Annotated in this window: 17 protein-coding genes; 16 read left to right on the top strand and 1 reads right to left on the bottom strand. The window is 61.3% G+C overall.

The features are described from left to right. Positions 1–224 precede the first annotated feature (224 nt). The 11 genes from arfA to ACQZ5H_RS27535 all read left to right on the top strand — a co-directional run bounded on the left by arfA (position 225) and on the right by ACQZ5H_RS27535 (position 12,740). Positions 225–1,745 carry an arabinosylfuranosidase ArfA gene (arfA, locus tag ACQZ5H_RS27585; RefSeq protein WP_449099564.1) on the top strand — a complete coding sequence of 507 codons (1,521 nt, stop codon included), beginning with the start codon at positions 225–227 and terminating at the stop codon, positions 1,743–1,745. 62 nt (positions 1,746–1,807) lie between these two features. Continuing rightward, positions 1,808–2,893 (top strand): ABC transporter ATP-binding protein, encoded by a 1,086-nt coding sequence (locus tag ACQZ5H_RS27580; protein WP_449099563.1) that lies wholly within the window; start codon positions 1,808–1,810, stop codon positions 2,891–2,893. 137 nt (positions 2,894–3,030) lie between these two features. Beyond that, entirely contained in the window at positions 3,031–4,299 is a 1,269-nt protein-coding gene (locus ACQZ5H_RS27575; RefSeq protein ID WP_449099562.1) for an ABC transporter substrate-binding protein, read from the top strand. Positions 4,300–4,399: 100 nt separating this feature from the next. Then, entirely contained in the window at positions 4,400–5,233 is an 834-nt protein-coding gene (locus ACQZ5H_RS27570; protein WP_449099598.1) for a carbohydrate ABC transporter permease, read from the top strand. A gap of 1 nt (position 5,234) precedes the next feature. Continuing rightward, positions 5,235–6,059: a carbohydrate ABC transporter permease gene (locus tag ACQZ5H_RS27565; RefSeq protein ID WP_112718630.1), complete on the top strand. Its 825-nt coding sequence runs from the start codon at positions 5,235–5,237 to the stop codon at positions 6,057–6,059. Between the two features lie 169 nt (positions 6,060–6,228). Next, positions 6,229–7,152 carry an ArsR/SmtB family transcription factor gene (locus tag ACQZ5H_RS27560; protein WP_130280809.1) on the top strand — a complete coding sequence of 308 codons (924 nt, stop codon included), beginning with the start codon at positions 6,229–6,231 and terminating at the stop codon, positions 7,150–7,152. Between the two features lie 302 nt (positions 7,153–7,454). After that, positions 7,455–8,075, top strand: coding sequence for a TetR/AcrR family transcriptional regulator (locus ACQZ5H_RS27555; protein ID WP_449099561.1), 621 nt, complete (start codon positions 7,455–7,457; stop codon positions 8,073–8,075). 83 nt (positions 8,076–8,158) lie between these two features. Continuing rightward, positions 8,159–9,295 carry a M14 family metallopeptidase gene (locus tag ACQZ5H_RS27550; protein WP_449099560.1) on the top strand — a complete coding sequence of 379 codons (1,137 nt, stop codon included), beginning with the start codon at positions 8,159–8,161 and terminating at the stop codon, positions 9,293–9,295. Positions 9,296–9,440: 145 nt separating this feature from the next. Beyond that, complete coding sequence (locus ACQZ5H_RS27545) at positions 9,441–11,036, top strand: ABC transporter substrate-binding protein (RefSeq protein WP_112718622.1); 1,596 nt, start codon at positions 9,441–9,443, stop codon at positions 11,034–11,036. Positions 11,037–11,197: 161 nt separating this feature from the next. Beyond that, entirely contained in the window at positions 11,198–11,968 is a 771-nt protein-coding gene (locus tag ACQZ5H_RS27540; protein ID WP_449099559.1) for a 2-keto-4-pentenoate hydratase, read from the top strand. Between the two features lie 37 nt (positions 11,969–12,005). Then, positions 12,006–12,740 carry an SDR family oxidoreductase gene (locus tag ACQZ5H_RS27535; RefSeq protein ID WP_449099558.1) on the top strand — a complete coding sequence of 245 codons (735 nt, stop codon included), beginning with the start codon at positions 12,006–12,008 and terminating at the stop codon, positions 12,738–12,740. Between the two features lie 36 nt (positions 12,741–12,776). Here the strand turns inward: ACQZ5H_RS27535 and ACQZ5H_RS27530 are convergent, their stop codons facing one another. Continuing rightward, on the bottom strand, positions 12,777–13,652 hold the full coding sequence (locus tag ACQZ5H_RS27530; RefSeq protein ID WP_449099557.1) for a helix-turn-helix domain-containing protein: 876 nt from the start codon (positions 13,650–13,652) through the stop codon (positions 12,777–12,779). 213 nt (positions 13,653–13,865) lie between these two features. Between ACQZ5H_RS27530 and melA the strand changes: the two genes are divergently transcribed. The 5 genes from melA to ACQZ5H_RS27505 all read left to right on the top strand — a co-directional run bounded on the left by melA (position 13,866) and on the right by ACQZ5H_RS27505 (position 21,478). Then, entirely contained in the window at positions 13,866–15,332 is a 1,467-nt protein-coding gene (gene melA / locus ACQZ5H_RS27525; protein ID WP_449099556.1) for an alpha-galactosidase, read from the top strand. A 124-nt stretch (positions 15,333–15,456) separates the two neighbouring features. Further along, positions 15,457–17,544, top strand: coding sequence for an ABC transporter substrate-binding protein (locus ACQZ5H_RS27520; RefSeq protein ID WP_449099555.1), 2,088 nt, complete (start codon positions 15,457–15,459; stop codon positions 17,542–17,544). A gap of 116 nt (positions 17,545–17,660) precedes the next feature. Then, positions 17,661–18,668: an ABC transporter permease gene (locus tag ACQZ5H_RS27515; protein WP_112718612.1), complete on the top strand. Its 1,008-nt coding sequence runs from the start codon at positions 17,661–17,663 to the stop codon at positions 18,666–18,668. Between the two features lies 1 nt (position 18,669). Next, on the top strand, positions 18,670–19,800 hold the full coding sequence (locus tag ACQZ5H_RS27510) for an ABC transporter permease (RefSeq protein ID WP_413712214.1): 1,131 nt from the start codon (positions 18,670–18,672) through the stop codon (positions 19,798–19,800). 10 nt (positions 19,801–19,810) lie between these two features. Next, positions 19,811–21,478 (top strand): ABC transporter ATP-binding protein, encoded by a 1,668-nt coding sequence (locus ACQZ5H_RS27505; protein ID WP_449099554.1) that lies wholly within the window; start codon positions 19,811–19,813, stop codon positions 21,476–21,478. Positions 21,479–21,499: the final 21 nt, after the last annotated feature.

Below are 21,499 nucleotides of genomic sequence, written 5' to 3'. Positions count from 1 at the left end.
CGAAATGGATAAAGCTTGGTAACGAAAGTCTCAATTTAAGCGATACTGAAAACGTAACTATGCAACCGTTTTCGTGCGACAGTTGGCCGGCTGAAATGGAGCTGTAGATCGCTTTGGAGTGCTAACTAAAACTGATTTTTTGATATAAAACAAAAGCTTGATTTAAAAAATCTCCCAGAATAGCGTGGCAAAAAATCAAATTCAATAAACGAGGAACACCAAGTATGCGGGCTAAAGCCACCCTGAACCGGGAATTCACGATCTCGACCGTCGATAAGCGCGTCTATGGCTCATTTCTCGAGCATATGGGCCGTGCTGTCTACACCGGTATTTATGAGCCGGGTCACGAAAAGGCTGATAAGGACGGTTTCCGTACCGATGTTCTTGATATGGTGCGCGATCTCGATATGCCGATCGTGCGCTATCCGGGCGGCAATTTCGTTTCGGCCTATCACTGGGAAGATGGCATCGGCCCGCGCGACCAGCGTCCGACGCGCCTCGATCTGGCCTGGCGCACCCGCGAAACCAACCAGATGGGCGTCAACGAATTCGCCGACTGGTCGAAGCTTGCCAAGACCGAGATGATGCTGGCGATGAACCTCGGTTCGCGCGGCCTCAACGACGCCCGCAACTTCCTCGAATATTGCAACCACCCCGGCGGCACCTACTGGAGCGACCTTCGCGCCAAGCATGGCTACAAGGATCCGCACAATGTCCGCATCTGGTGCCTCGGCAACGAGATCGACGGTCCCTGGCAGGTCGGCCACAAGACGGCTGCCGAATACGGCCACCTCGCCAACGAAGTGTCCAAGGCCTTCAAATATTTCGACAAGACGCTCGAAACGGTGGTCTGCGGCTCGTCCAACGACAAGATGAAGTCCTATCCCGAATGGGAAGCAACAGTCCTCGATGCCAGCTACGATAGCGTCGACTACATCTCGCTGCACAAGTATTTCGGCAACGAGGAAAACGACACACTTAACTACTATGCCAAGGCGATCGAGCTCGACCGCTACATCGTCACCATCGGCGGCGTCATCGATTACATCAAGGCGAAGAAGCGCTCGAAGCGAGACGTGAAGATTTGCTTCGACGAATGGAACGTCTGGTATCACGACCGCAAGGAAGACGACCAGCGCTACAAGAATTGGGATTGGCCGGAGGCCCCGCCGCTGCTCGAAGAGCTCTACAATCTCGAGGACGCGATCTTCGTGGCGTCGCTGATCAACGTGTTCATCCGCCGCTCCGACCGCGTCAAGATCGCCTGCATGGCGCAGCTGGTCAACGTCATCGCGCCGATCCTGACGAAGGCCGGCGGCCCGGCATGGCGCCAGTCGATCTACTATCCGCTGCAGTTCGCCTCGAAATACGGCCGCGGCACGGCGCTCTCCGTTTCTGCGTCAGGCCCGACCTACGATTGCGACGTGGCGCAGGACGTTCCCTATCTCGACCTCTCGGCGGTCCTGCATGAGGACGGCAAGTCGATCGCGGTCTTTGCGATCAACCGCAGCCTCGACGAGGCGATGGATATCGACCTCGATCTCCAGGGCTTCAAGGGCGCGAAGATCCTCCAGCATCACACGATGGCCGGCGATGATCTGAAGGCGCGCAACTCGGTTGAAGACCAGAACCGCATCGTTCCCAAGGCGGGTTCCGGGCTGCAGATCACCGATGAAGGCAAGCTCACGGGCTCGCTGCCGGCGAAGTCCTACCATTTCATCCTGCTCTCTGTCGCTTCGGCGTGAACTGATTGCCACCGGGGCAGCGGAGGAGGCTGCCCCGATGGGAGTTCCAACCGGGAGGACATATGTCTGGGATCAAACTGACCGAGGTCAGCAAGTCGTTCGGAGCCTTCAAGGTCATCCACGGCGTCGATATCGAGATCAAGCAGGGCGAGTTCGCCGTCTTCGTCGGCCCGTCCGGCTGCGGAAAGTCGACGCTTCTCAGGATGATCGCCGGGCTCGAGGAAACGAGCGGCGGCCAGATCAGCATCGAGAACGAGGACGTGACGCATCGCGAGGCGTCGAAGCGCGGTGTGGCGATGGTCTTCCAGTCCTACGCGCTCTACCCGCATCTCTCGGTCTTCGAGAACATGGCCTTCAGCCTGTCGATCGCCAAGCGGCCGAAAGCGGAGATTCAGCAGAAGGTGAAGGCGGCGGCCGATATCCTGCGGTTGACCGACTATTTGCAGCACAAGCCAAGCCAGCTTTCCGGCGGCCAGCGCCAGCGCGTGGCGATCGGCCGTGCCATCGTGCGCGAGCCGCGCGTCTTCCTGTTCGACGAACCGCTCTCCAATCTCGATGCCGAACTGCGCGTGAAAATGCGCATGGAGATTGCCCGCCTGCACCGGCAGATCGGCGCGACGATGGTCTATGTCACGCATGACCAGGTGGAGGCGATGACGCTGGCCGACAAGATCGTCGTGCTGAAAGACGGCGTCGTCCAGCAGGTCGGCGCGCCGCTCGATCTCTACCGCGATCCGCAGAACATGTTCGTGGCCGGCTTCATCGGCTCGCCGGGCATGAATTTCCTGAAGGGCAAGGTTGTCGCGGCAGGGCAGGGCTCGGCCCGTATCGAACTCGACGATGCACCTGGCCAGCCCTTCGACCTGCCGACGCGGGCGCCCGTCGACACCGGCGCGCCCGTTCATGTCGGCGTTCGCCCCGAACATATCGGCCTCGGCGCCGGAGAGGGCGGCGTGACGCTGCCGGTGACGGCTGAATTTACCGAGGAGCTGGGCGGCACCGGCTATCTGCATGTGCTGACGGCAACCGGTGCGGAAATGACGGTCGAGTGCCGCGAAAGCAGGCCTCAGCCGAAGGAGAGGATCAGCCTCTCGCTGAGAGTGCCTGAAATGCTGGCTTTCGATGCCGAAGGCAGAAGGCTCAGCTGACGGATGGCCGCCGAGGGGATCGGCGGCCGGAGCATGAATGCAGAAATGTGATCCGCAACCCTTGGAGGAGGCGCGCGGAAAGCGCCATCCCGCGACCCGGGGTGACCCGTAACCCATGTTTAAGAGGAGGAACAAACGTGAGAAAGCTAGTGAAACTCGCCGTTTCGGCGGCCATTGCATTGCTGCCCTCGGCGGCCGCATTCGCGCAGACAGACGTTACCTGGTGGGACTTCCTGAGCGGCGGCGACGGCGTTCGCATGAAGGCGCTGATCAAGGAATTCAACGACACCCACCCCGACATCAAGATCAATGCCACGACGCTGGAATGGGGCGTGCCTTTCTATACCAAGGTGCAGACCGCGGCCGCCGTCGGCCAGCAGCCCGATATCATGACCTATCATATGTCGCGCTATCCGCTGGCCGTGCCGACCGGCATCCTGCGCCCCTTCAGCGATGAGGAACTGGCATCTGCCGGCATCAAGAAGGAAAACTATGTCGATGCGGCCTGGAAGCAGGCGACCTTCGACAACAAGGTCTACGGCATCCCCTTCGACGTCCACTCGATCGTCCTCTATTACAACAAGAACATCCTGAAGGAAGCCGGACTGCTCGGTGACGACGGCCTGCCGAAGGGCCTCGACGGCCTCGACAATTTCAATGCCGCGCTCGAGAAGATCAAGGCAACCGGCAAGGTCGAATATCCGCTGTCGCTGCATACCGATGAAGGCGGCTCGATGTGGCGCGTCTTCTATACGCTGATCGCCCAGCAGGGCGCCAAGTTCATGGATGGCGACCAGATCCTTCCGGGTGACGCCGGCGTCAAGGCGCTGCAGACCATGGCAAACTGGGTTTCAACAGGCTATTCGCCGAAGCTGATCTCCTATGAAGCTTCCATCGCGCTCTTCACCTCGGGCAAGGCTGCGATGCACGTCAATGGCGTCTGGGAAGTGCCGACCATGGCTGACCTCGCCAAGAAGGGCGAACTCGGCTTCGAATGGGGCGCGATCGAAATCCCGAACCTGATGGGCACGCAGGCCACCTGGGCCGACTCCCATTCCTTTGCCGTGCCGAACAGCGATAGCAAGCCGATCTCGCCCGAGAAGCTGAAGGCCGTGCTGCAGATCATCGCCTGGATGAACGAGCACAGCATTTCCTGGGCCAGCGCCGGTCACATCCCCGCCTATAAGCCGGTGACCGACAGCCAGGAGTTCAAGGGCATGCAGCCGAACGCCACCTATGCGAAGCTTGCCGACACCGCCGTCTTCGACCCGGTTTCCAAGCTCGCAGGCGTTGCCGGCCCGATCTACGAGGCGACCCAGAACTTCGTGGTTCCCGCCCTCAACGGCCAGCTCGATCCGGCCGACGCGATCGACCAGATGCGCGAAGAGCTGGAAAGCCAGAAGTAACGAGCGGCTGGCCGGGGTCTTCCCCGGCCAGCACTTCCGCCGTGGGAGATGATCTGTGGTCAATACCGAGAAGAGACGCAAGACGCTGACGGCGATCGCCATGATCGCACCGTTCCTGATCGCCTATGTGACCGTCTTTGCCTATCCAGTCTACAAGATGTTTGAGCTGAGCTTTACCGATGCGCCGCTGGTCGGCGAGGGTCAGTGGGTGGGCTTCGACAATTACGTGAAGCTCTTCCACCAGAAGCTCTTCTATACGTCTGCCTGGAATACCGGCTATTTCGTCGTGCTGACTGTCATCCCGAACACACTGATCGGCCTCGGCTTGGCGCTGATGGTCGTGCGCCTCAAGGGCTGGGTGCAGAGCCTGGTGTTGGTGCTCTTCTTCATCCCCTATATCCTTCCCGTTTCCGTCGTCACGCAGATCTGGAAGTGGGTTCTCGACCAGCAGTTCGGCGTCGCGCAATTCGTCATCGAGGCCGCCACCGGCAAGCGCGTCAGCGTCTTTCGCGATCCGATCTGGGCCATGCCGATGGTGGCGCTGGTGACCGTCTGGTGGACCAACGGCTTCAACCTGTTGCTCTTCATCGCCGGTCTCCGCAACATCCCGAACGATTATTACGAGGCGGCGATGCTCGACGGCGCGACGCGCTGGCAGTGCTTCAAGCGCATCACCTGGCCGCTGATATGGCCGGTCACGGCGCTGGTGCTGACGCTGCAGCTGATCCTGCAGCTGAAGATCTTCGACCAGGTCTACCTGCTGACCGAGGGCGGGCCATTCAATTCGACCTACGTCCTCCTGCAACTCGTCTATCGCGAAGCCTTCCGTTCGAACCATGGCGGCACGGGCTCGGCCGTCGCGGTGATCCTGTTCATGATCATCGTCGTCGTGTCGGTGCTGCAGTACCAGCTGCTGCGTGTAAGGGAGCGCTGAGATGCCCGGCAAGACAATCGGCAATGCGCTGCTTCTCGTCCTGACGCTTTTGATTGCCTGCATGTGGGCCTTCCCGATCTATTGGGCGGTCATCACCTCGATCAAGCCGGAACAGGAGGTCGTGGCGAAGACGACCTTCATCCCCGACGTCCTGAACTTCTCGGGCTACTATTACGCGCTGTTCGAGACCAAGCTCTCGACCTGGTACCTGAATTCGATCGTGACATCGGTGACGGTGACCATCGTCGTCATCCTGATCAGCGTGATGTGCGCCTATGCGCTGTCGCAGATCGTCTTTCCGGGCCGCAAGCTGCTTTACGGCATCATCCTGGCGAGCTTCATGGTGCCCTCGCAGGCGCTGGTGATTTCGCAGTTCGTGCTGATGCACAAGCTGAACCTGATCAACACCTGGGGCGGCATCATCCTGCCGCAGCTGATCGTCCCTGTCGTCGTCATCGTCTACAAGCAGTTCTTCGATTCCGTGCCGAAGGAGCTGCGCGAAGCTGCCAAGCTCGATGGCTGCGGCGAGTTCCAGATCCTCTTCAAGCTCTATCTGCCCCTGAACTGGGGGATCACGACGGCGCTGGCGATCATCACCTACATCATGGCCTGGAATGCCTTCCTCTGGCCGTTCCTCGTCACCAACTCCGATGACATGATGACGATCACGGTCGGCATCACGCAGACCCGTGATGCCTTCGGCGTCAAATATGCGCGCGACATGGCGGTCGCCATTCTCGCCGCGATGCCGGTGGCCGTTGCCTATCTGCTGTTCCAGAAGCGGGTGACGCAGGCGCTGATGCTGTCGTCCGGCATCAAGGGGTGACGTGCATGAGACTTTGCTTCCGGGCCGAGGTGAGAAGGCCCCTGCCGGTCCGCGAGAGTTCTCCCGAGGCGCGGACCGGCCCCTAGTAAAATTTGAGCAGCGACACAGTGCATGCGCCCATGATATCAGCTGAAACCAACAAGAAAGACTGGAGAACCAGTATTATAATATGGAGACGAAGCTTCTAACCGTCGATCCGATGAGGGACGCCGATGTCGTCCAGGCACTCGGTTCTCCGACGCGCATCGAAATCCTCAACCTGCTGCGCCAGAAGGGGCCGCTGAATGTCAACGACATCGCGGCACAGATGGGCTTGCCGCAGTCGACGACGGCGACGAATTTGAAGTCGCTCGAGCAGGCGGGTCTCATCCAGACCCAGACGATGAAGGCGACGAAGGGAAACCAGAAGGTCTGCTCCAGCATCTATGACGAGATCCTGATCCGCTTCGACAGCAGTGGCACCAAGGCAAGCGAAGACGTCGTCACCGTCAGCATGCCGATCGGCCTCTTTACCGAGTTCGAGGTGGGCGCGCCCTGCGGCCTCTGTTCCGTCAACAATGTCATCGGCATGCTCGATGTGCAGGAGGTCTTCCTCGACCCGCAGCGCATGCAGGCGGCCTTGCTGTGGTTCACCCGCGGCTATGTCGAATACAAGTTCCCGAACAATGCCAAGGTGTCCGGCAAGAAGATCCGCAAGGTCGAATTCTCCGCCGAACTCAGCTCGGAAACGCCCGCGACCAATGCCAACTGGCCATCCGACATCTCGATCTGGATAAACGGAATCAAGGCCGGCCACTGGACCTCGCCGGGCGATTTCGGCGACCGCCGCGGCATGTATTCGCCCGCCTGGTGGAAGCTCTCGGGTTCGCAATACGGCAAGCTGAAGACCTGGACGATCGACGAAACCGGCACCTGGATCGACGGCGCCATGGTCTCGACCCAGACCATCGCCTCGCTCGGCATCGCCGACCACCACTCGATCCGCTTCCGCATCGGCATCGACGAGAAAGCAGACAATCCCGGCGGCATGAACATCTTCGGCAAGGGTTTCGGCGATTTCGACCAGGACCTGTTGATGTCGATCTATTTCTGAGCCTGGGCATTCGCACCTGCCAGTCTGAAGGCCGCCGCCAGGCTCGGCGTGGCGGAGCTATGGCTCTTTCCTCACCCGTCCTCATTAAGGCTCTCGATCGAAGGGACGCGTGCCAGCGGGCGGGCGCCCGCTTTGGTCGGCTGACCCGGTGATTTCCGGTTGTCCCGGCGGTCTTGAAAGTTCAACTTACATTCCGACTAGTATGTATTTACATTCCGACTGATATGTATTTATATCGCCTCATGACCGATCAGCCCCGCCAAGTCAGACGTACCCAGGCAGACCGCAGCGCGGAAACGCGGGTGCAGCTGATCCGCGCGGCAACGACGCTGCTGCACAAGATCGGCTTCTCGGGATTGACGACCGCCAACGTCGCCAAGGAGGCGGGGCTGACGACAGGTGCGCTGCACCACCATTTCCCGACCAAGTTCGAACTGCTGTTCACGGTCTATGATCACCTTGCAGAACGGGTGCTCGACGACTTTACCAAGCAGAAGAACCTCGCAGCCCACGGGCGGCTGAATGTCGGCAAGCTGGTGCGCTATTTCTGGGGCGTCTACGGTGATCCGGAATATTGGGCGATCTGGGAAATCCTGATCGGCACGCGCGCCGAGGCCGAGGTACGGCCAAGCACCGTTTCGGACCGCATGGAAGCGATCCGCGAAGTCCGCTACCGCTGGCTCGAAGAGCATGTCGACATGGGCAAGAACAAGAGGGAGATCTTCGAACTCCTGGAGTTCACGCTCATCGCCATTCGCGGCCTCAGCCTGGAGCGGCTGTTCCACAAGGAGGAGGCCTATTTTGAACGCCACCTCCAGACACTGACCTCCGTCATCTCGGCCCGCTACGAGGCCCTGACCAGCGAGGCCGGGATCACCTCGATCAGACCGGCACCGCGCGAGAGGAACCGGTCGAAGACATGATGGGCTAACACCAGCATCCGGTCGCCCGCTTCGCAGAACAGGTCGGCCGGCAAGTCACGGCAACTGCGGAGTAGTGTTGAGCGATGAGTAAAATCAGCAGTAATTTCGATTCCGGGCGCATCAAGGTCATCGACGAAAGCGATTGGGCGGCGATGCGGCTGGCGATCCTTCCCGACCGTGAAGGATCCGACGAGTTCATGGGCTTCTATTTCGCCGCCACCGGCGCAAAGGGCAGGGACTGTCACTATACGCTGGAGGATGCCGGCAAGAGCCGCTGGTCGCGCGGCTTCAAGGACTACCGGATCGTCGCCTCCTATGACCGCAAGGACTGGTTCCGTATTCCCGCGACATTCGACGGCTCCTCATTGAAATGGAGCCACCGGCCGGAGCAGGACCGCGTCTCCTACGCCTATCATGCGCCCTATACCGAGACGGAGCGCTTCTCGCTGATCGAACGCTGCGCGGCGAGCCCGCTGGCAAAGGTCGAGAGCCTCGGCAAGACGCTCGAGGGGCGCAGCATCGATCTCGTCACCGTCGGCAAGCCCGGCCCGGGCAAGAAGTCCTGCTGGGTGCTGGCGCGCCAGCATCCCGGCGAGTCGATGACCGAGTTTGCCGCCGAGGCGCTTCTCGACCGGCTGATCGATGCCGCCGACCCCCTGTCGCAGTCGCTGCTTGAGCGCGCCGTCTTCTACGTGGTTCCGAACATGAACCCGGACGGCAGCATCAAGGGCTTCCATCGCTACAATGCCGGCTATGTCGATCTCAACCGTTCCTGGAGCACGACGACAGTCGAGGAAAGCCCGGAGACCTGGTTCGTGCGCGAGCGGATGCGCCAGACCGGCGTGCATTTCTGCTACGACATCCATGGCGATGAAAGCAATCATCATCCCTGGCCGGTACGGCCAGTCGGTGTGCCGTCCTGGTCGAACAAGCAGGCGACCCTCTTGAAGCGTTTCGAGGATGCCTTGCTCGTCGCCTCGCCGAACTACACGCCCGACCTGCCGAAGCCGAACTACGACCATGCGCCCGGCACTGATCCGCTCGCCATGGCGATCTCCTGGACGGCGGAAACCTTCGGCTGCGTCTCCTTCATCATCGAGCTGCCCTTCCTCGACGACATCTTCCATCCCGACGAGCGGAACGGCTGGTCGCCGCGCCGTTCGCGGCTGTTCGGGGCGGCTTCTCTGGAAGCGCTCGCGGCCGTCGTCGACGACCTCTGAGAGACTGCAGGCTCCGGGGGCGGAGCCTGTCCGGCAACAAGCATAAAGCGGGAAGCCGGCGTGACCAGGCAAAGCCGGGCCTGGATCACGCCGGAAGCAGGCAGTGGATAACAAAACCCAACTCACTGACGACTGGGAGACTTCGATGTTTCAGAAAATAGCCTTGGCCGCAGCGATTGTGCTCGCGCCGGCTTGGGCCACGAGTGCGAGCGCAAAAACCTTCGTCTACTGTTCGGAGGCCTCGCCTTCCGGCTTCGATCCGGCACTGAGCACCAGCGGCACCACCTATGATGCCGTCGGGCAGACGATCTTTGACAGGCTCGTCGAGTTCAAGAAGGGAACGACCGAGGTCATTCCGGCTCTCGCAGAGAGCTATCAGGTGTCGGATGACGGGCTGCAATATACGTTCAAGCTGCGCCCGAACGTGAAATTCCAGACGACGGACTATTTCACGCCGACACGCGACATGAATGCCGACGACGTGATCTTCTCCTTCGTGCGCCAGTGGAAGGCCGACAATCCCTGGCATCAATACACCGGCGCCGCCACCTGGGAATATTTCGACGCGCTGGGGATGGGCGATCTGATCCAGTCGATCGACAAGGTCGACGACATGACGGTGCGCTTTGTCCTGAAGCGCAAGGAAGCGCCGTTCATCGCCAATATCGCCACGCCTTTCGCCTCGATCCTGTCGAAGGAATATGCCGACAAGCTGCAGGCCGATGGCAAGATGGCGCAGATGAACCAGCTGCCCGTCGGCACCGGCCCCTTCGGCCTCGTCAGCTACCAGCAGGATGCCGTCATCCGCTACAAGGCCAATGCCGGATATTGGGCAGGCAAGCCGAAGATCGACGATCTGGTCTTTGCCATTACGCCCGATGCCACGCAGCGCTATCAGCGGCTGACCGCAGGCGAATGTAATCTGATGTCCTATCCGAACTCGGTCGATGTCGCGGCGATGAAAGCCAATCCCGATCTCAAGGTCTCCGAGCTCGCCGGCTTGAATGTCTCCTTCCTTGCCTACAACACGATGCAGGCGCCGTTCGACAAACCGGAGGTCCGCCGGGCGCTCAACATGGCGATCAACAAGCAGGCGATCGTCGATGCGGTGTTCCAGGGGGCGGCGACGGTCGCCAAGAACCCGATCCCGCCGGGCATGTGGTCCTATAACAATGCCATCAAGGACGATCCCTATGATCCCAAGGCGGCAAAGGCGGCGCTCGAGGCTGCCGGTGTCAAGGATCTGTCGATGAAGATCTGGGCGATGCCGGTCTCGCGGCCCTACATGCTAAACGCGCGGCGCGCAGCCGAGCTGATGCAGTCGGACCTCGCTGCCATCGGCGTCAAGACGGAGATCGTCACCTACGAATGGGCCGAGTATCTTAAGCGGGTCAAGGCGAAGGATCGCGACGGCGCCGTCATCCTCGGCTGGACCGGCGACAATGGCGACCCGGACAATTTCTTGGGTGCGATGCTGAGCTGCGATGCCGTCGGCGGCAATAACTGGGCGCAGTGGTGCAACAAGGACTTCGATGCGCTGGTGATCAAGGCGAAGGAAACCACCGACACCGCCGCCCGCACCAAGCTCTATGAGGAGGCGCAAGCCCTCTTCAAGCGCGAAGCGCCCTGGGACACGCTGGACCATTCGCTCGCGGTCGTGCCGATGCGCAAGAATGTGGTCGGTTTCGTCCAGAGTCCGCTCGGCGCCTTCCAGTTCGATACGGTCGATCTCTCCGATTAAAGCCATCGGCCCGGCAACCGGACACCGGGCCGGTCGTCTTCCAGGATGCTTCGCTCCGCCCGGGCATCCTGGAAGACATTTCACGGTGGCTGTTCGGATCAAGGTGGCTGTTCAGCGCGCTGCGAAACATCTATGGGAGGAGAAAAACGGGAGGATGAGATTTGACCGACAAGAGCGCCGAACTCGCCGGCACGCTGGTTGCCGAGCATCGCAGCGGCACGAATTTTCACCGGCTTGAGGGCATCAACGACCTCGCCGACGCCTATAATGTGCAGGAAAAGTATATCGCCGCGATCCGCGACGGCGACGAGACCGCCGGCTACAAGATCGGCCTGACCTCGAAGCGCATGCAGGACATGTGCGGTATCGACCAGCCGATCCACGGCACGATCTTCAAGCGCCGCGTCGCCTTCACCGGCGCGCATCTGGCGCATGCCGACTATCACCGTCTCGGCCTCGAATTCGAGATTTGCGTTCGCCTCGGCCAGGACCTCTTGCCATCAGACGTGCCGTTCACGCCGGAAACGGCGGGGGCCGCCGTCGATGCCGTTGCGGCAGCGATCGAGATCGTCGATGACCGGCATGCCGATTACAGCGTTCTCCATTGCGGCACGCTGATCGCCGACAATTCCTGGAATGCCGGCGTCGTGCTCGGCGCCTTCACGCCGCCACCGGCGAAGATGGAGGATGCGACGGGTGTTGCCTATCTCGACGGCACCGAATTTGCCCGCGGGCTGGGCGCCGATGTTCTCGGTCATCCCTACGTGCCGCTTGCCTGGCTTGCGAACCATCTGGCGGCATCCGGGCGGATGCTGCGCAAGGGCGATATCGTCATGACCGGCAGCATCGTGACCACGCGCTTCCCGACAGGGCCTTTCACCTATCGCTTCGATGTCTCCGGCATCGGCAGCGTCGAGGTCAGCGGTTCCTGATTTTTGAGACGAAGAACGATTTGAAGAAGAGGCTGCCATGGATCTTGGCTTGAACGGTAAAACGGCGCTCGTAATGGGCGCTTCGAAAGGGCTCGGCTTTGCGATCGCCAAGGAGCTTGCGGCGGAAGGCGTCAAGGTCGCGATCTGCGCCCGTGACGAAGAGCGGCTGAAGGATGCCGCCGGGCGGCTCGGAGCGACGCCGTTCGTGGCCGATCTGCGCCAGCCCTCGGCCGGACGCGTTGTCGTCGATCAGGCGGTGGCGGCGCTCGGCAAGGTCGATATCCTCGTCGTCAACACCGGCGGTCCGCCGACCATGCCCTTCGAGAACATCGCCAGCGACGACTGGCGCAATGCCTTCGAGGGCCTGTTCGTCAGCGCCACCGACGCGATCGGCGCGGCATTGCCGGGCATGCGCGAGCGCAACTGGGGCCGCGTCCTGCTGGTCACCTCGATCGCCGCCAAGGAGCCGATCAACAATTTCACGATCTCCAACGCCTTGCGCGCCGGGCTTCACGGCCTGACCAAGACGCTGAGCCGCGAATTCGCCGCAAACGGCATCACCGTCAACGCGCTGATGCCCGGCTACACGATGACCGAGCGGCTGGCCGAAGCCAAGCTCGACCTCGACAAGGTCAGCAAGATGATCCCGATGGGCCGCATCGGCCGTCCGGAGGAATTCGCGGCACTCGCGACTTTCCTCGCCTCCGACAAGGCCGGCTACATCACCGGCCAGGCCGTTGCCTGCGACGGCGGCGCGCTCTGGTCGATCTGACAAGCGGGCGAGGGGCGGCCGTGGCCGTCCCGACGCCTACCGGCTGCGGCCGATGCTGGCATACATGCCGGTGGTGCGGAATTCGGTCGGCGTGATGCCGTAGACGCGGCGGAAGACCTTGGCGAAGTAGTTGGCGTCTTCGAAGCCGCACATGATCGAGACTTCCTTGACCGGCAGGAAATCCGCCTTGGTCAGCAGCTTGGCGGCGCGCTGCAGGCGCTGCTGCAGCACGTATTCGGCGGGCGGGACGCCTTCGCTGTCGGCGAAGCTTCGCGAGAAGTGGGCACGGCTCAGGCCGACGATCGCGGCAAGCTCGCTGACCGGGAGCGGTTTTTCCAGATTGGTATTTATGTGGTCGATGACTGGCTGCATCAGGCTCTGTTCGGCCATGAAGGATGGTGAGCCGAAGACGTCGTCATAGAGCGCCATCGCCGCCTCGTAAGCGATCGCCGAGGCCGAGCCAGGTGTCGTGGCGCCCCTGACGAGACGCAGGCTGCAATCGGCGAGGTGATCGATGGTCGATGGCTGCAGTTTCAGGACCGGGCCGGACAGCGCCATCACCATCTTGTGGATACGCAGCGTCTCATCGCCGTTCATCGAAATCCAGAAATACTCCCAGCGCTCGCCCTTTTCGAGCCAGTAGCGGTGGTTGTGCGGCACCAGCACCATCATCGTGTCGCCGCCCTGGAGCTTGTAATTGCGGTTCTGGTAGCGCAGGTGGCCGCTGCCGCTGATCGTGTGCTGCAGCACCGTAAACGGCGTCTGGCCGCGCTTGCGGCCGTCCCAATCGTAGGTCTCGTTCTCGCGCACCTCATAGCCGGCGCTGGTCGGCATGGCGTGCAGGCGCTGGCGTCCGCGGGGCAGCGAAACGGTCCTCATGGCCTGTCCGTTGGCGATCAAATCCTGCAGCACAAAATTACCCTCGAAAGCATAATCCTTCTCTGGCCGCCTCATCGAATATACGCATAATCCCCTCGCATAAGAGGAAGAGATCGCGGCTGGACGAACGGCCGGGAGGAATACAGGTTTCATTTCCAGTGATTTTCGATCGCCTGCGCCAGCAGGCGGCCTGGTACCCTTTTGTCTTCTTTCTACGTAACATTCGATCGGACCGAGGTGAAGGACATGAGTTTCAAAATCGCTATCATCGGGGCAGGCAGCGTCGGCTTCACCAAGAAGCTGTTCACGGACATCCTGTGCGTTCCGGAATTCAAGGACATCGAATTCGCGCTGACCGATCTCAGCGAGCATAACCTGCAGATGATCAAGGCGATCCTCGACAAGATCGTCGAATCCAACAAGCTGCCGACCAAGGTGACGGCGACGACCAACCGCCGCGAAGCGATTGCGGGTGCGCGCTACATCATCAGCTGCGTGCGCGTCGGCGGCCTCGAAGCCTATGCCGACGATATCAGGATCCCGCTGAAATACGGTATCGACCAGTGCGTCGGCGATACGATCTGCGCCGGGGGCATTCTCTATGGCCAGCGCAACATCCCGGTCATTCTCGACTTCTGCAAGGATATCCGCGAGCTCGCCGAACCCGGCGCAAAATTCCTCAATTACGCAAACCCGATGGCGATGAACACCTGGGCGGCGATCGAATACGGCAAGGTCGACACGGTCGGTCTCTGCCACGGCGTCCAGCACGGCGCCGAACAGATCGCCGAAGTGCTCGGCGCCAAGTCGCAGAGCGAGCTCGACTACATCTGCTCGGGCATCAACCACCAGACCTGGTTCGTCGATCTGAAGCTCAACGGACGCAAGATCGGCAAGGACGAGCTGGTTGCCGCCTTCGAGGCGCATCCCGTCTTCTCGCAGCAGGAAAAGCTGCGCATCGACGTCCTGAAGCGCTTCGGTGTCTATTCGACGGAGAGCAACGGTCACCTCTCGGAATACCTGCCCTGGTATCGCAAGCGTCCTGACGAGATCACCAAGTGGATCGACATGTCGGACTGGATCCACGGCGAGACCGGCGGTTATCTGCGCCACTCCACCGAAACCCGCAACTGGTTCGAAACCGAGTTCCCGCAATTCCTCGCATCGGCTGAAAAGCCGATCGATCCGGCCAAGCGCTCCAACGAGCATGCGAGCCATATTCTGGAAGCGCTGGAAACCGGCCGGGTCTATCGCGGTCACTTCAACGTCAAGAACAACGGCGTGATCACCAACCTGCCGTCGGATGCGATCATCGAGTCGCCCGGCTTCGTCGACCGCTTCGGCATCAACATGGTCTCCGGCATCACCATTCCGGAAGCCTGCGCCGCGACCTGCATGGCGTCGATCAACGTCCAGCGGATGTCGGTCCACGCGGCAATCTCCGGCGATATCGATCTGCTGAAGCTCGCCGTGCTGCACGACCCGCTGGTCGGTGCGGTCTCGACGCCGGAAGAAGTCTGGCAGATGGTGGATGAAATGGTCGTCGCCCAGGCACGCTGGCTGCCGCAATATGCCGACGCCGTACCGGCCGCCAAGGAGCGCCTGGCGAATTCCAAGGTCAAGACGAAGGAATGGGCCGGTGCTGCTCGCCGCAACGTCCGCTCGATCGAAGAGCTTCGCGCCGAAAAGGCGGCGCTGAAGCAGGCGGTCTGATTTTCCGGTGAGGCAAGCCGCGGTGGTTCTTCGGGAGGAAGGCCGCCGCGCCAAGGCTTGCTTCATCATTCTTTGAGGAGAAGCGGAGACGCGTGCAAGCGCTCCGGAACAAGAGGGAGAGACGATGACGAATTTCCGCAAGATCGGCATCCTGGCAGGGCTGGCGCTCGGCGTTTCAGTTGCTGCCTTGAATGCCTACGCTTCCGAGCCAACCGCCCCGCCTGCGCCACCGCAGTTTCCAGCGGAAGGCAAGATCAAATATGTGTCCCGTGACTCCATTGAGGAGTTCAAGGCGCTTCCTTCGTATAACGAGCCCGATTGGGTGAAGAAGAATTTCGTCGACACCGGCAAGCTGCCGCCGGTCAAGGATCGCCTTCCCAAGGAGCCGCTGGTTTTCAAGACCGGCAACATGCCTGACGGTATCGGCGTCTATGGCGACACGATGCGCCATGTTATCGGCGGCCGTCCGGAAGGCTGGAACTATGGCGCCGGCCAGACGCAGGGCTGGGGCGGTATCGATATCGGCCTCTCCGAATGCCTGACGCGCACCGCGCCGCTCTTCCAGGTCGAGGCCAAGGACACCGAGCCGCTGCCGAACCTCGCCAAGGGCTGGGAATGGTCTGCCGATGGTCACAAGCTGACCATGCATCTGATCGAAGGTGCGAAATGGTCGGACGGCGCGCCGTTCAACGCCGACGACATCATGTTCTACTGGGAAGACGAGGTCATCGACCCGAACGTTTCACCGCTTGGCGGCGGCGCATCGCCTGAGGCCTTCGGCGAGGGAACGACGCTCAAGAAGATTGACGACTACACGGTCGAATGGACCTTCAAGGATGCCTTCCCGAAGCAGTATCTCTATACGATGGCCTACCCGAACTTCTGCCCGGGTCCGTCGCATATCTTGAAGCCGCAGCATCCGAAATATTCGAAGAACACCTACGACCAGTTCAAGAACGCCTTCCCGCCGGAATTCATGAACATGCCGGTCATGGGCGCCTGGGTGCCGGTCGAATATCGTCCTGACGATATCATCGTCATGCGCCGCAACCCCTACTACTGGAAGGTCGACGAGAAGGGCAACCAGCTGCCTTACCTCAACGAGCTGCACTACAAGCTCTCGACCTGGGCAGACCGCGACGTTCAGGCCGTTGCCGGCTCCGGCGACTTCTCGAACCTCGAGCAGCCGGAAAACTTCGTGGCGTCGCTGAAGCGCGCTGCCGAGAAGACCGCCCCGGCGCGTCTCGCCTTCGGCCCGCGCCTGATCGGCTACAACATGCGCATGAACCTGTCCGCCAATGGCTGGGGTGACCCGGACGAGCGCGGCGAGGCGATCCGCAACCTCAACCGCAACGAGGATTTCCGCAAGGCCGTCACCATGGCGGTTGACCGCAAGGCGATCGGCGACTCCCTCGTCAAGGGTCCGTTCACGGCGATCTATCCGGGTGGCCTGTCTTCGGGCACGAGCTTCTACGATCGCAACTCCACGGTCTACTATCCCTTCGACCTGGCAGGCGCCAAGGCGCTGCTCGCCAAGGTTGGCCTCAAGGATACCGACGGTGATGGCTTCGTGAACTTCCCGGCCGGTACTGCCGGCGGCAAGGACGTCGAGGTCGTGCTGCTCGTCAACAATGGCTATGCCACCGACAAGAGCCTTGCAGAAGGCGTCGTCGGCCAGATGGAAAAGCTCGGCATCAAGGTCATCATCAATGCGCTCGATGGTCCCAAGCGCGATAATGCCCACTATGCCGGCCAGTTCGACTGGCTGATCCAGCGCAATGCGACGGAACTCGCATCCGTGGTGCAGAATACCGAACAGCTCGCAGCCGTCGGTCCGCGCACCAGCTGGCATCACCGCGCCGGCAAGGATGACCAGCTCGATCTGCTGCCCTACGAAAAGGAGCTTGCCGACATCGTCAACAAGTTCCGCACCACGCAGGACAATGACGAGCGCGTCAACCTGATGAAGCAGTATCAGAAGACCGCGACCGAGCATGTCGATACCGTTGGCCTGACGGAATATCCAGGCGCGCTGATCGTCAACAAGCGCTTCTCGAACGTCCCGCAGGGTACGCCGATCTTCATGTTCAACTGGGCTGAAGATTCCGTCATCCGCGAGCGTCTGTGGGTCGCTGCCGACAAGCAGGGCAAGTACGAACTGTTCCCCGAACAGCTGCCCGGCAAGCCCGGAGACAAGGGTCCGATCAACTAAGAGCTCCCTCCCAACCGAATGAGCTTCCGGCCGCGCGTGCTGCGCGCGGCCGGGCATAATCAACAAGCCGGCCGCGCTAGACGAGCGACTGGCGGCAAGGAGAAGCGAACCGTCCGATGCTACGATTCCTGCTCATGCGCATCGCCTCGGCGATCCCCGTCCTCTTCATTCTGAGCGTGGTGACTTTCGCGATCATCCAGGCGCCGCCCGGCGACTATGCCGATTACATCCGCTCGCAGCTGATCAACCAAAGTGGCGCGTCCTTCGCGCAGGCCGAGGAACAGGCGCAGGCCTACCGCGTCGAGCATGGCCTCGATAAGCCGATGGTCGTCCAGTATTTCAACTGGATGAAGGGCATCATCACCGAAGGCGATTTCGGCTACAGCATGTTCTACAACAAGCCGGTTGCCGATGTCGTCGGCGAGCGCCTGCCGCGCACGCTGGCCCTGGCGCTGGTCTGCCATATCTTTGCATCGATCCTCGGCATAACCTTCGGCATCTGGGCGGCAACGCGCCAATATACCTGGATCGACAGCCTGCTTTCGGGCATCTCTTTTCTGGGCATGACCGTGCCGCGCTTCCTGATGGCGCTGATCATCGTCTATCTCTTGGTCTTCCAGTTCAATGTCAGCGAAATCGGCAGCTTCTTCTCGCCGCAATATGGCGGAGCGCCGTGGTCCTGGGCGAAGTTCGTCGATCTCGTCAGCCATGTCTGGCCGGTGGTCGCGATCGCCACCTTCGGTGGGCTCGCCTACAATATGCGCGTCATGCGCGGCAATCTGCTGGATACGCTGAATGCCCAATATGTCGAGACGGCCCGCGCCAAGGGTCTCTCTGGCAGTGCCGTCGTCATGCGCCATGCGGTTCCGAATGCGCTGCATCCGCTGGTCATGTATCAGGGCGTCGTTCTGCCCTACATGCTGACCGGCGAAATCGAGACGGCGATCATCTTCGCCCTGCCGACCGTCGGCCCGGCCATCGTCGGTTCGATGGCGATCGGCGACGTCTATGTGACTGCTACCTTCATGCTGGTGCTCTCGGCCACGCTGATCGTCGGCAATATCATCGCCGACATGCTGCTTGCCATGCTCGACCCGCGCGTCCGCCAATATGGAGGTGCCTGAGATGCTGGCATTCGATTCTTCTCCGCCGCCTCCGCACGAAGAAAACGTCAAGGCGACCGCCCACGGCAATGAGAGCTACCTTGCTCTCGTCTGGCGCCGCCTGCGACGCTCCTGGACCGGCATGATGGGGCTGATCCTCGTCGGGCTGCTGCTGATCATGGCGATCTTCGCCGATTTCTTCGCGCCGCTCGATCCGAAGGCGACCGATGTCGGCTTTGCGCCGCCGCAGGTCATGAGCATCCATGACAAGGACGGCAATCTCGTCTGGCCGCGCGTCTATGCGCTCGCCGATTCCGAGGAGCTCGACCCCGTCACCTTCCAGCCGATCGTCGGGCCCGATTACGATAATCCGCGGGTGCTTGGCTTCTTCGTCAAGGGTGCGGAATACAGGCTGCTCGGCCTGATCCCCGCCGACCGCCACTTCTTCGGCTCGGTCGATGGGCAGCCGGTGCATTTCCTCGGCACCGACAAGTTCGGCCGTGACGTTCTCTCCCGCGCCATCGTCGGCTCGCGCATCTCGCTGATGATCGCGCTCACCGTCGTCTTCATCGTCACCATCGTCGGCACGACGGTTGGTATGGTCTCGGGCTATTTCGGTGGCGCGTTCGACGTCTGGGTGCAGCGCTTCGTCGAGCTGGTGCTCGCCTTCCCGCAGCTGCCGCTTTACCTGGCGCTGACCTCGTTGATCCCGATCACCGCGCCGACCAATATCTTCCTCGCCTTCGTGATCTTCGTCATGTCGGCGCTCGGCTGGGCGCAGATGTCGCGCGAGGTACGCGGCAAGACGCTGGCGCTCGCGCGCATCGACTATGTGCGTGCCGCAATGGCAGTCGGGGCGACCGACAGGCGCATCATCTTCCAGCACATCCTGCCGAATGTCATGAGCCATGTGATCGTGGCGGTGACGCTGCATATCCCGAGCGTCGTGCTGCTCGAATCCTTCCTCGGCTTCCTCGGCTTTGCCGTGAAGCCGCCGCTGATTTCCTGGGGGCTGATGCTGCAGGATACGGCGAACTATTCCGTCATCGGGACCTATCCGTGGATTCTCGCCCCTGTCGGCTTCGTGCTCGTCACCGTCTTCGCCTTCAATGCGCTGGGCGACGGTCTGCGCGATGCGGTCGATCCTTATTGAGGTGATGAAGATGGCTCTTGCTCTTGTCAGTTCCTTTGCCCCGCCCGTCCGTCACGATCATGACGGCCGCAAGGAAAGCCCGATCATCGACGCCCGCAATATCGGCGTGAATTTCAAGGTCGAGCACGGTCTCGTCGAAGCGGTGAAGGATATCTCCTTCCAGCTCTATCGCGGCGAGACGATCGCCATCGTCGGCGAGTCCGGCTCCGGCAAGTCGGTGACGGCGCGTACCGTCATGGGGCTGCTGTCCAAGCGTGCCGTGACCTCGCCGAAATCGACCGTCGAGTACGAAGGCAAGAATATCCTGAAATTCTCCGAGCCGGCGCGCCGCAAGCTGCGCGGCAACCGGATCTCGATGATCTTCCAGGAGCCGATGAGCTCGCTGAACCCGATCTATACGATCGGCAGCCAGATCGTCGAGGCGATCCGCGTCCACAACAAGGTCAGTCGCAAGCAGGCCGAGGCGAGGGCGCTGGAACTCCTGAAGCAGGTGCAGATTCCTGATCCGGAAGCGCGGCTGAAGCAGTATCCGCACCAGCTTTCCGGCGGCCAGCGCCAGCGCGTGATGATCGCCATGGCACTCTCCAACAATCCCGATGTGCTGATCGCCGACGAGCCGACGACGGCGCTCGACGTGACCGTCCAGGCGCAGATCCTCAATCTTATCCGCAACCTGCAGAAGGAACTGCGGATGGCGGTGATCCTGATCACCCACGACCTGACGGTCGTTCGCCAGTTCTCCGACTACGTCTATGTCATGCAGCACGGCGAAATGCGCGAGCACAACACGACCGAGCAGCTCTTCGCCAATCCGCAGCATCCCTATACCAAGCATCTCTTGGCCTCGGAGCCGCGCGGTCAAGCCAATCCGCTGCCTGAGGGATCGGATATCATTCTCGACGCCCGCGGCGTGCGGGTTTCCTTCATGATGCGCCATGGCGGCTTCTTCAAGCCGGAGCTTCGCGAACTGGTTGCGGTCGACAGCCTCAATCTGACGCTGCGCCGGCATGAAACGCTGGGCCTCGTCGGCGAGTCCGGTTCGGGAAAGACGACTTTCGGGCAGGCGCTGGTGCGCCTCAACGACCCCGATACCGGCGAGATCTATTTCGACCGGCAGCCGATCCACGGCAAGTCGCGCTCCGAAATGCGGCCGCTGCGCTCGCGCATGCAGATCGTTTTCCAGGATCCGTTCTCGTCGCTCAATCCGCGCATGACCATCGGCCAGATCATCGAGGAGGGGCTCGTCGTCAATCGGCTCGGCGCCACCAAGGCGGAGCGTCTCGACCGCGTGCGCGACGCGCTTTCGGCGGCCGGCATGCCGGGCAATATCCTGTCGCGCTTCCCGCACGAGTTCTCGGGCGGCCAGCGCCAGCGTATCGCAATTGCCCGCGCCATCGCCCTTGAGCCGGAGTTCATCCTGCTCGACGAGCCGACCTCGGCGCTCGATCTCTCCGTCCAGGCGCAGATCATCGAGCTGCTGCGCAAGCTGCAGGATGAGCGCGGCCTCAGCTACCTGTTCATTTCGCATGATCTCAAAGTCGTGCGCGCCCTCTGCCACCGCGTGATTGTCATGCAGCATGGCAAGATCATGGAAGAGGGTCCCGTCAACGAAGTTCTCACCAATCCCAAGACCGCCTACACCGAACGGCTCGTCAAAGCCGCTTTCGAGGTAGCCTGATTTGCATCTGCCGGAGGTTTA

Source organism: Rhizobium sp. 21-4511-3d (genome assembly GCF_053522545.1).
The sequence above is the reverse complement of the archived record's forward strand: the minus strand, read 5'-3'. Positions and strand labels throughout refer to the sequence as shown.

Coding starts and splice junctions, on each gene's coding strand:
- ACQZ5H_RS27550 (WP_449099560.1), top strand. CDS start 8,159: ATGAGTAAAATCAGCAGTAATTTCGATTCCGGGCGCATCAAGGTCATC.
- ACQZ5H_RS27510 (WP_413712214.1), top strand. CDS start 18,670: ATGCTGGCATTCGATTCTTCTCCGCCGCCTCCGCACGAAGAAAACGTC.
- arfA (WP_449099564.1), top strand. CDS start 225: ATGCGGGCTAAAGCCACCCTGAACCGGGAATTCACGATCTCGACCGTC.
- ACQZ5H_RS27505 (WP_449099554.1), top strand. CDS start 19,811: ATGGCTCTTGCTCTTGTCAGTTCCTTTGCCCCGCCCGTCCGTCACGAT.
- ACQZ5H_RS27515 (WP_112718612.1), top strand. CDS start 17,661: ATGCTACGATTCCTGCTCATGCGCATCGCCTCGGCGATCCCCGTCCTC.
- melA (WP_449099556.1), top strand. CDS start 13,866: ATGAGTTTCAAAATCGCTATCATCGGGGCAGGCAGCGTCGGCTTCACC.
- ACQZ5H_RS27565 (WP_112718630.1), top strand. CDS start 5,235: ATGCCCGGCAAGACAATCGGCAATGCGCTGCTTCTCGTCCTGACGCTT.
- ACQZ5H_RS27580 (WP_449099563.1), top strand. CDS start 1,808: ATGTCTGGGATCAAACTGACCGAGGTCAGCAAGTCGTTCGGAGCCTTC.
- ACQZ5H_RS27560 (WP_130280809.1), top strand. CDS start 6,229: ATGGAGACGAAGCTTCTAACCGTCGATCCGATGAGGGACGCCGATGTC.
- ACQZ5H_RS27545 (WP_112718622.1), top strand. CDS start 9,441: ATGTTTCAGAAAATAGCCTTGGCCGCAGCGATTGTGCTCGCGCCGGCT.
- ACQZ5H_RS27520 (WP_449099555.1), top strand. CDS start 15,457: ATGACGAATTTCCGCAAGATCGGCATCCTGGCAGGGCTGGCGCTCGGC.
- ACQZ5H_RS27535 (WP_449099558.1), top strand. CDS start 12,006: ATGGATCTTGGCTTGAACGGTAAAACGGCGCTCGTAATGGGCGCTTCG.
- ACQZ5H_RS27570 (WP_449099598.1), top strand. CDS start 4,400: ATGATCGCACCGTTCCTGATCGCCTATGTGACCGTCTTTGCCTATCCA.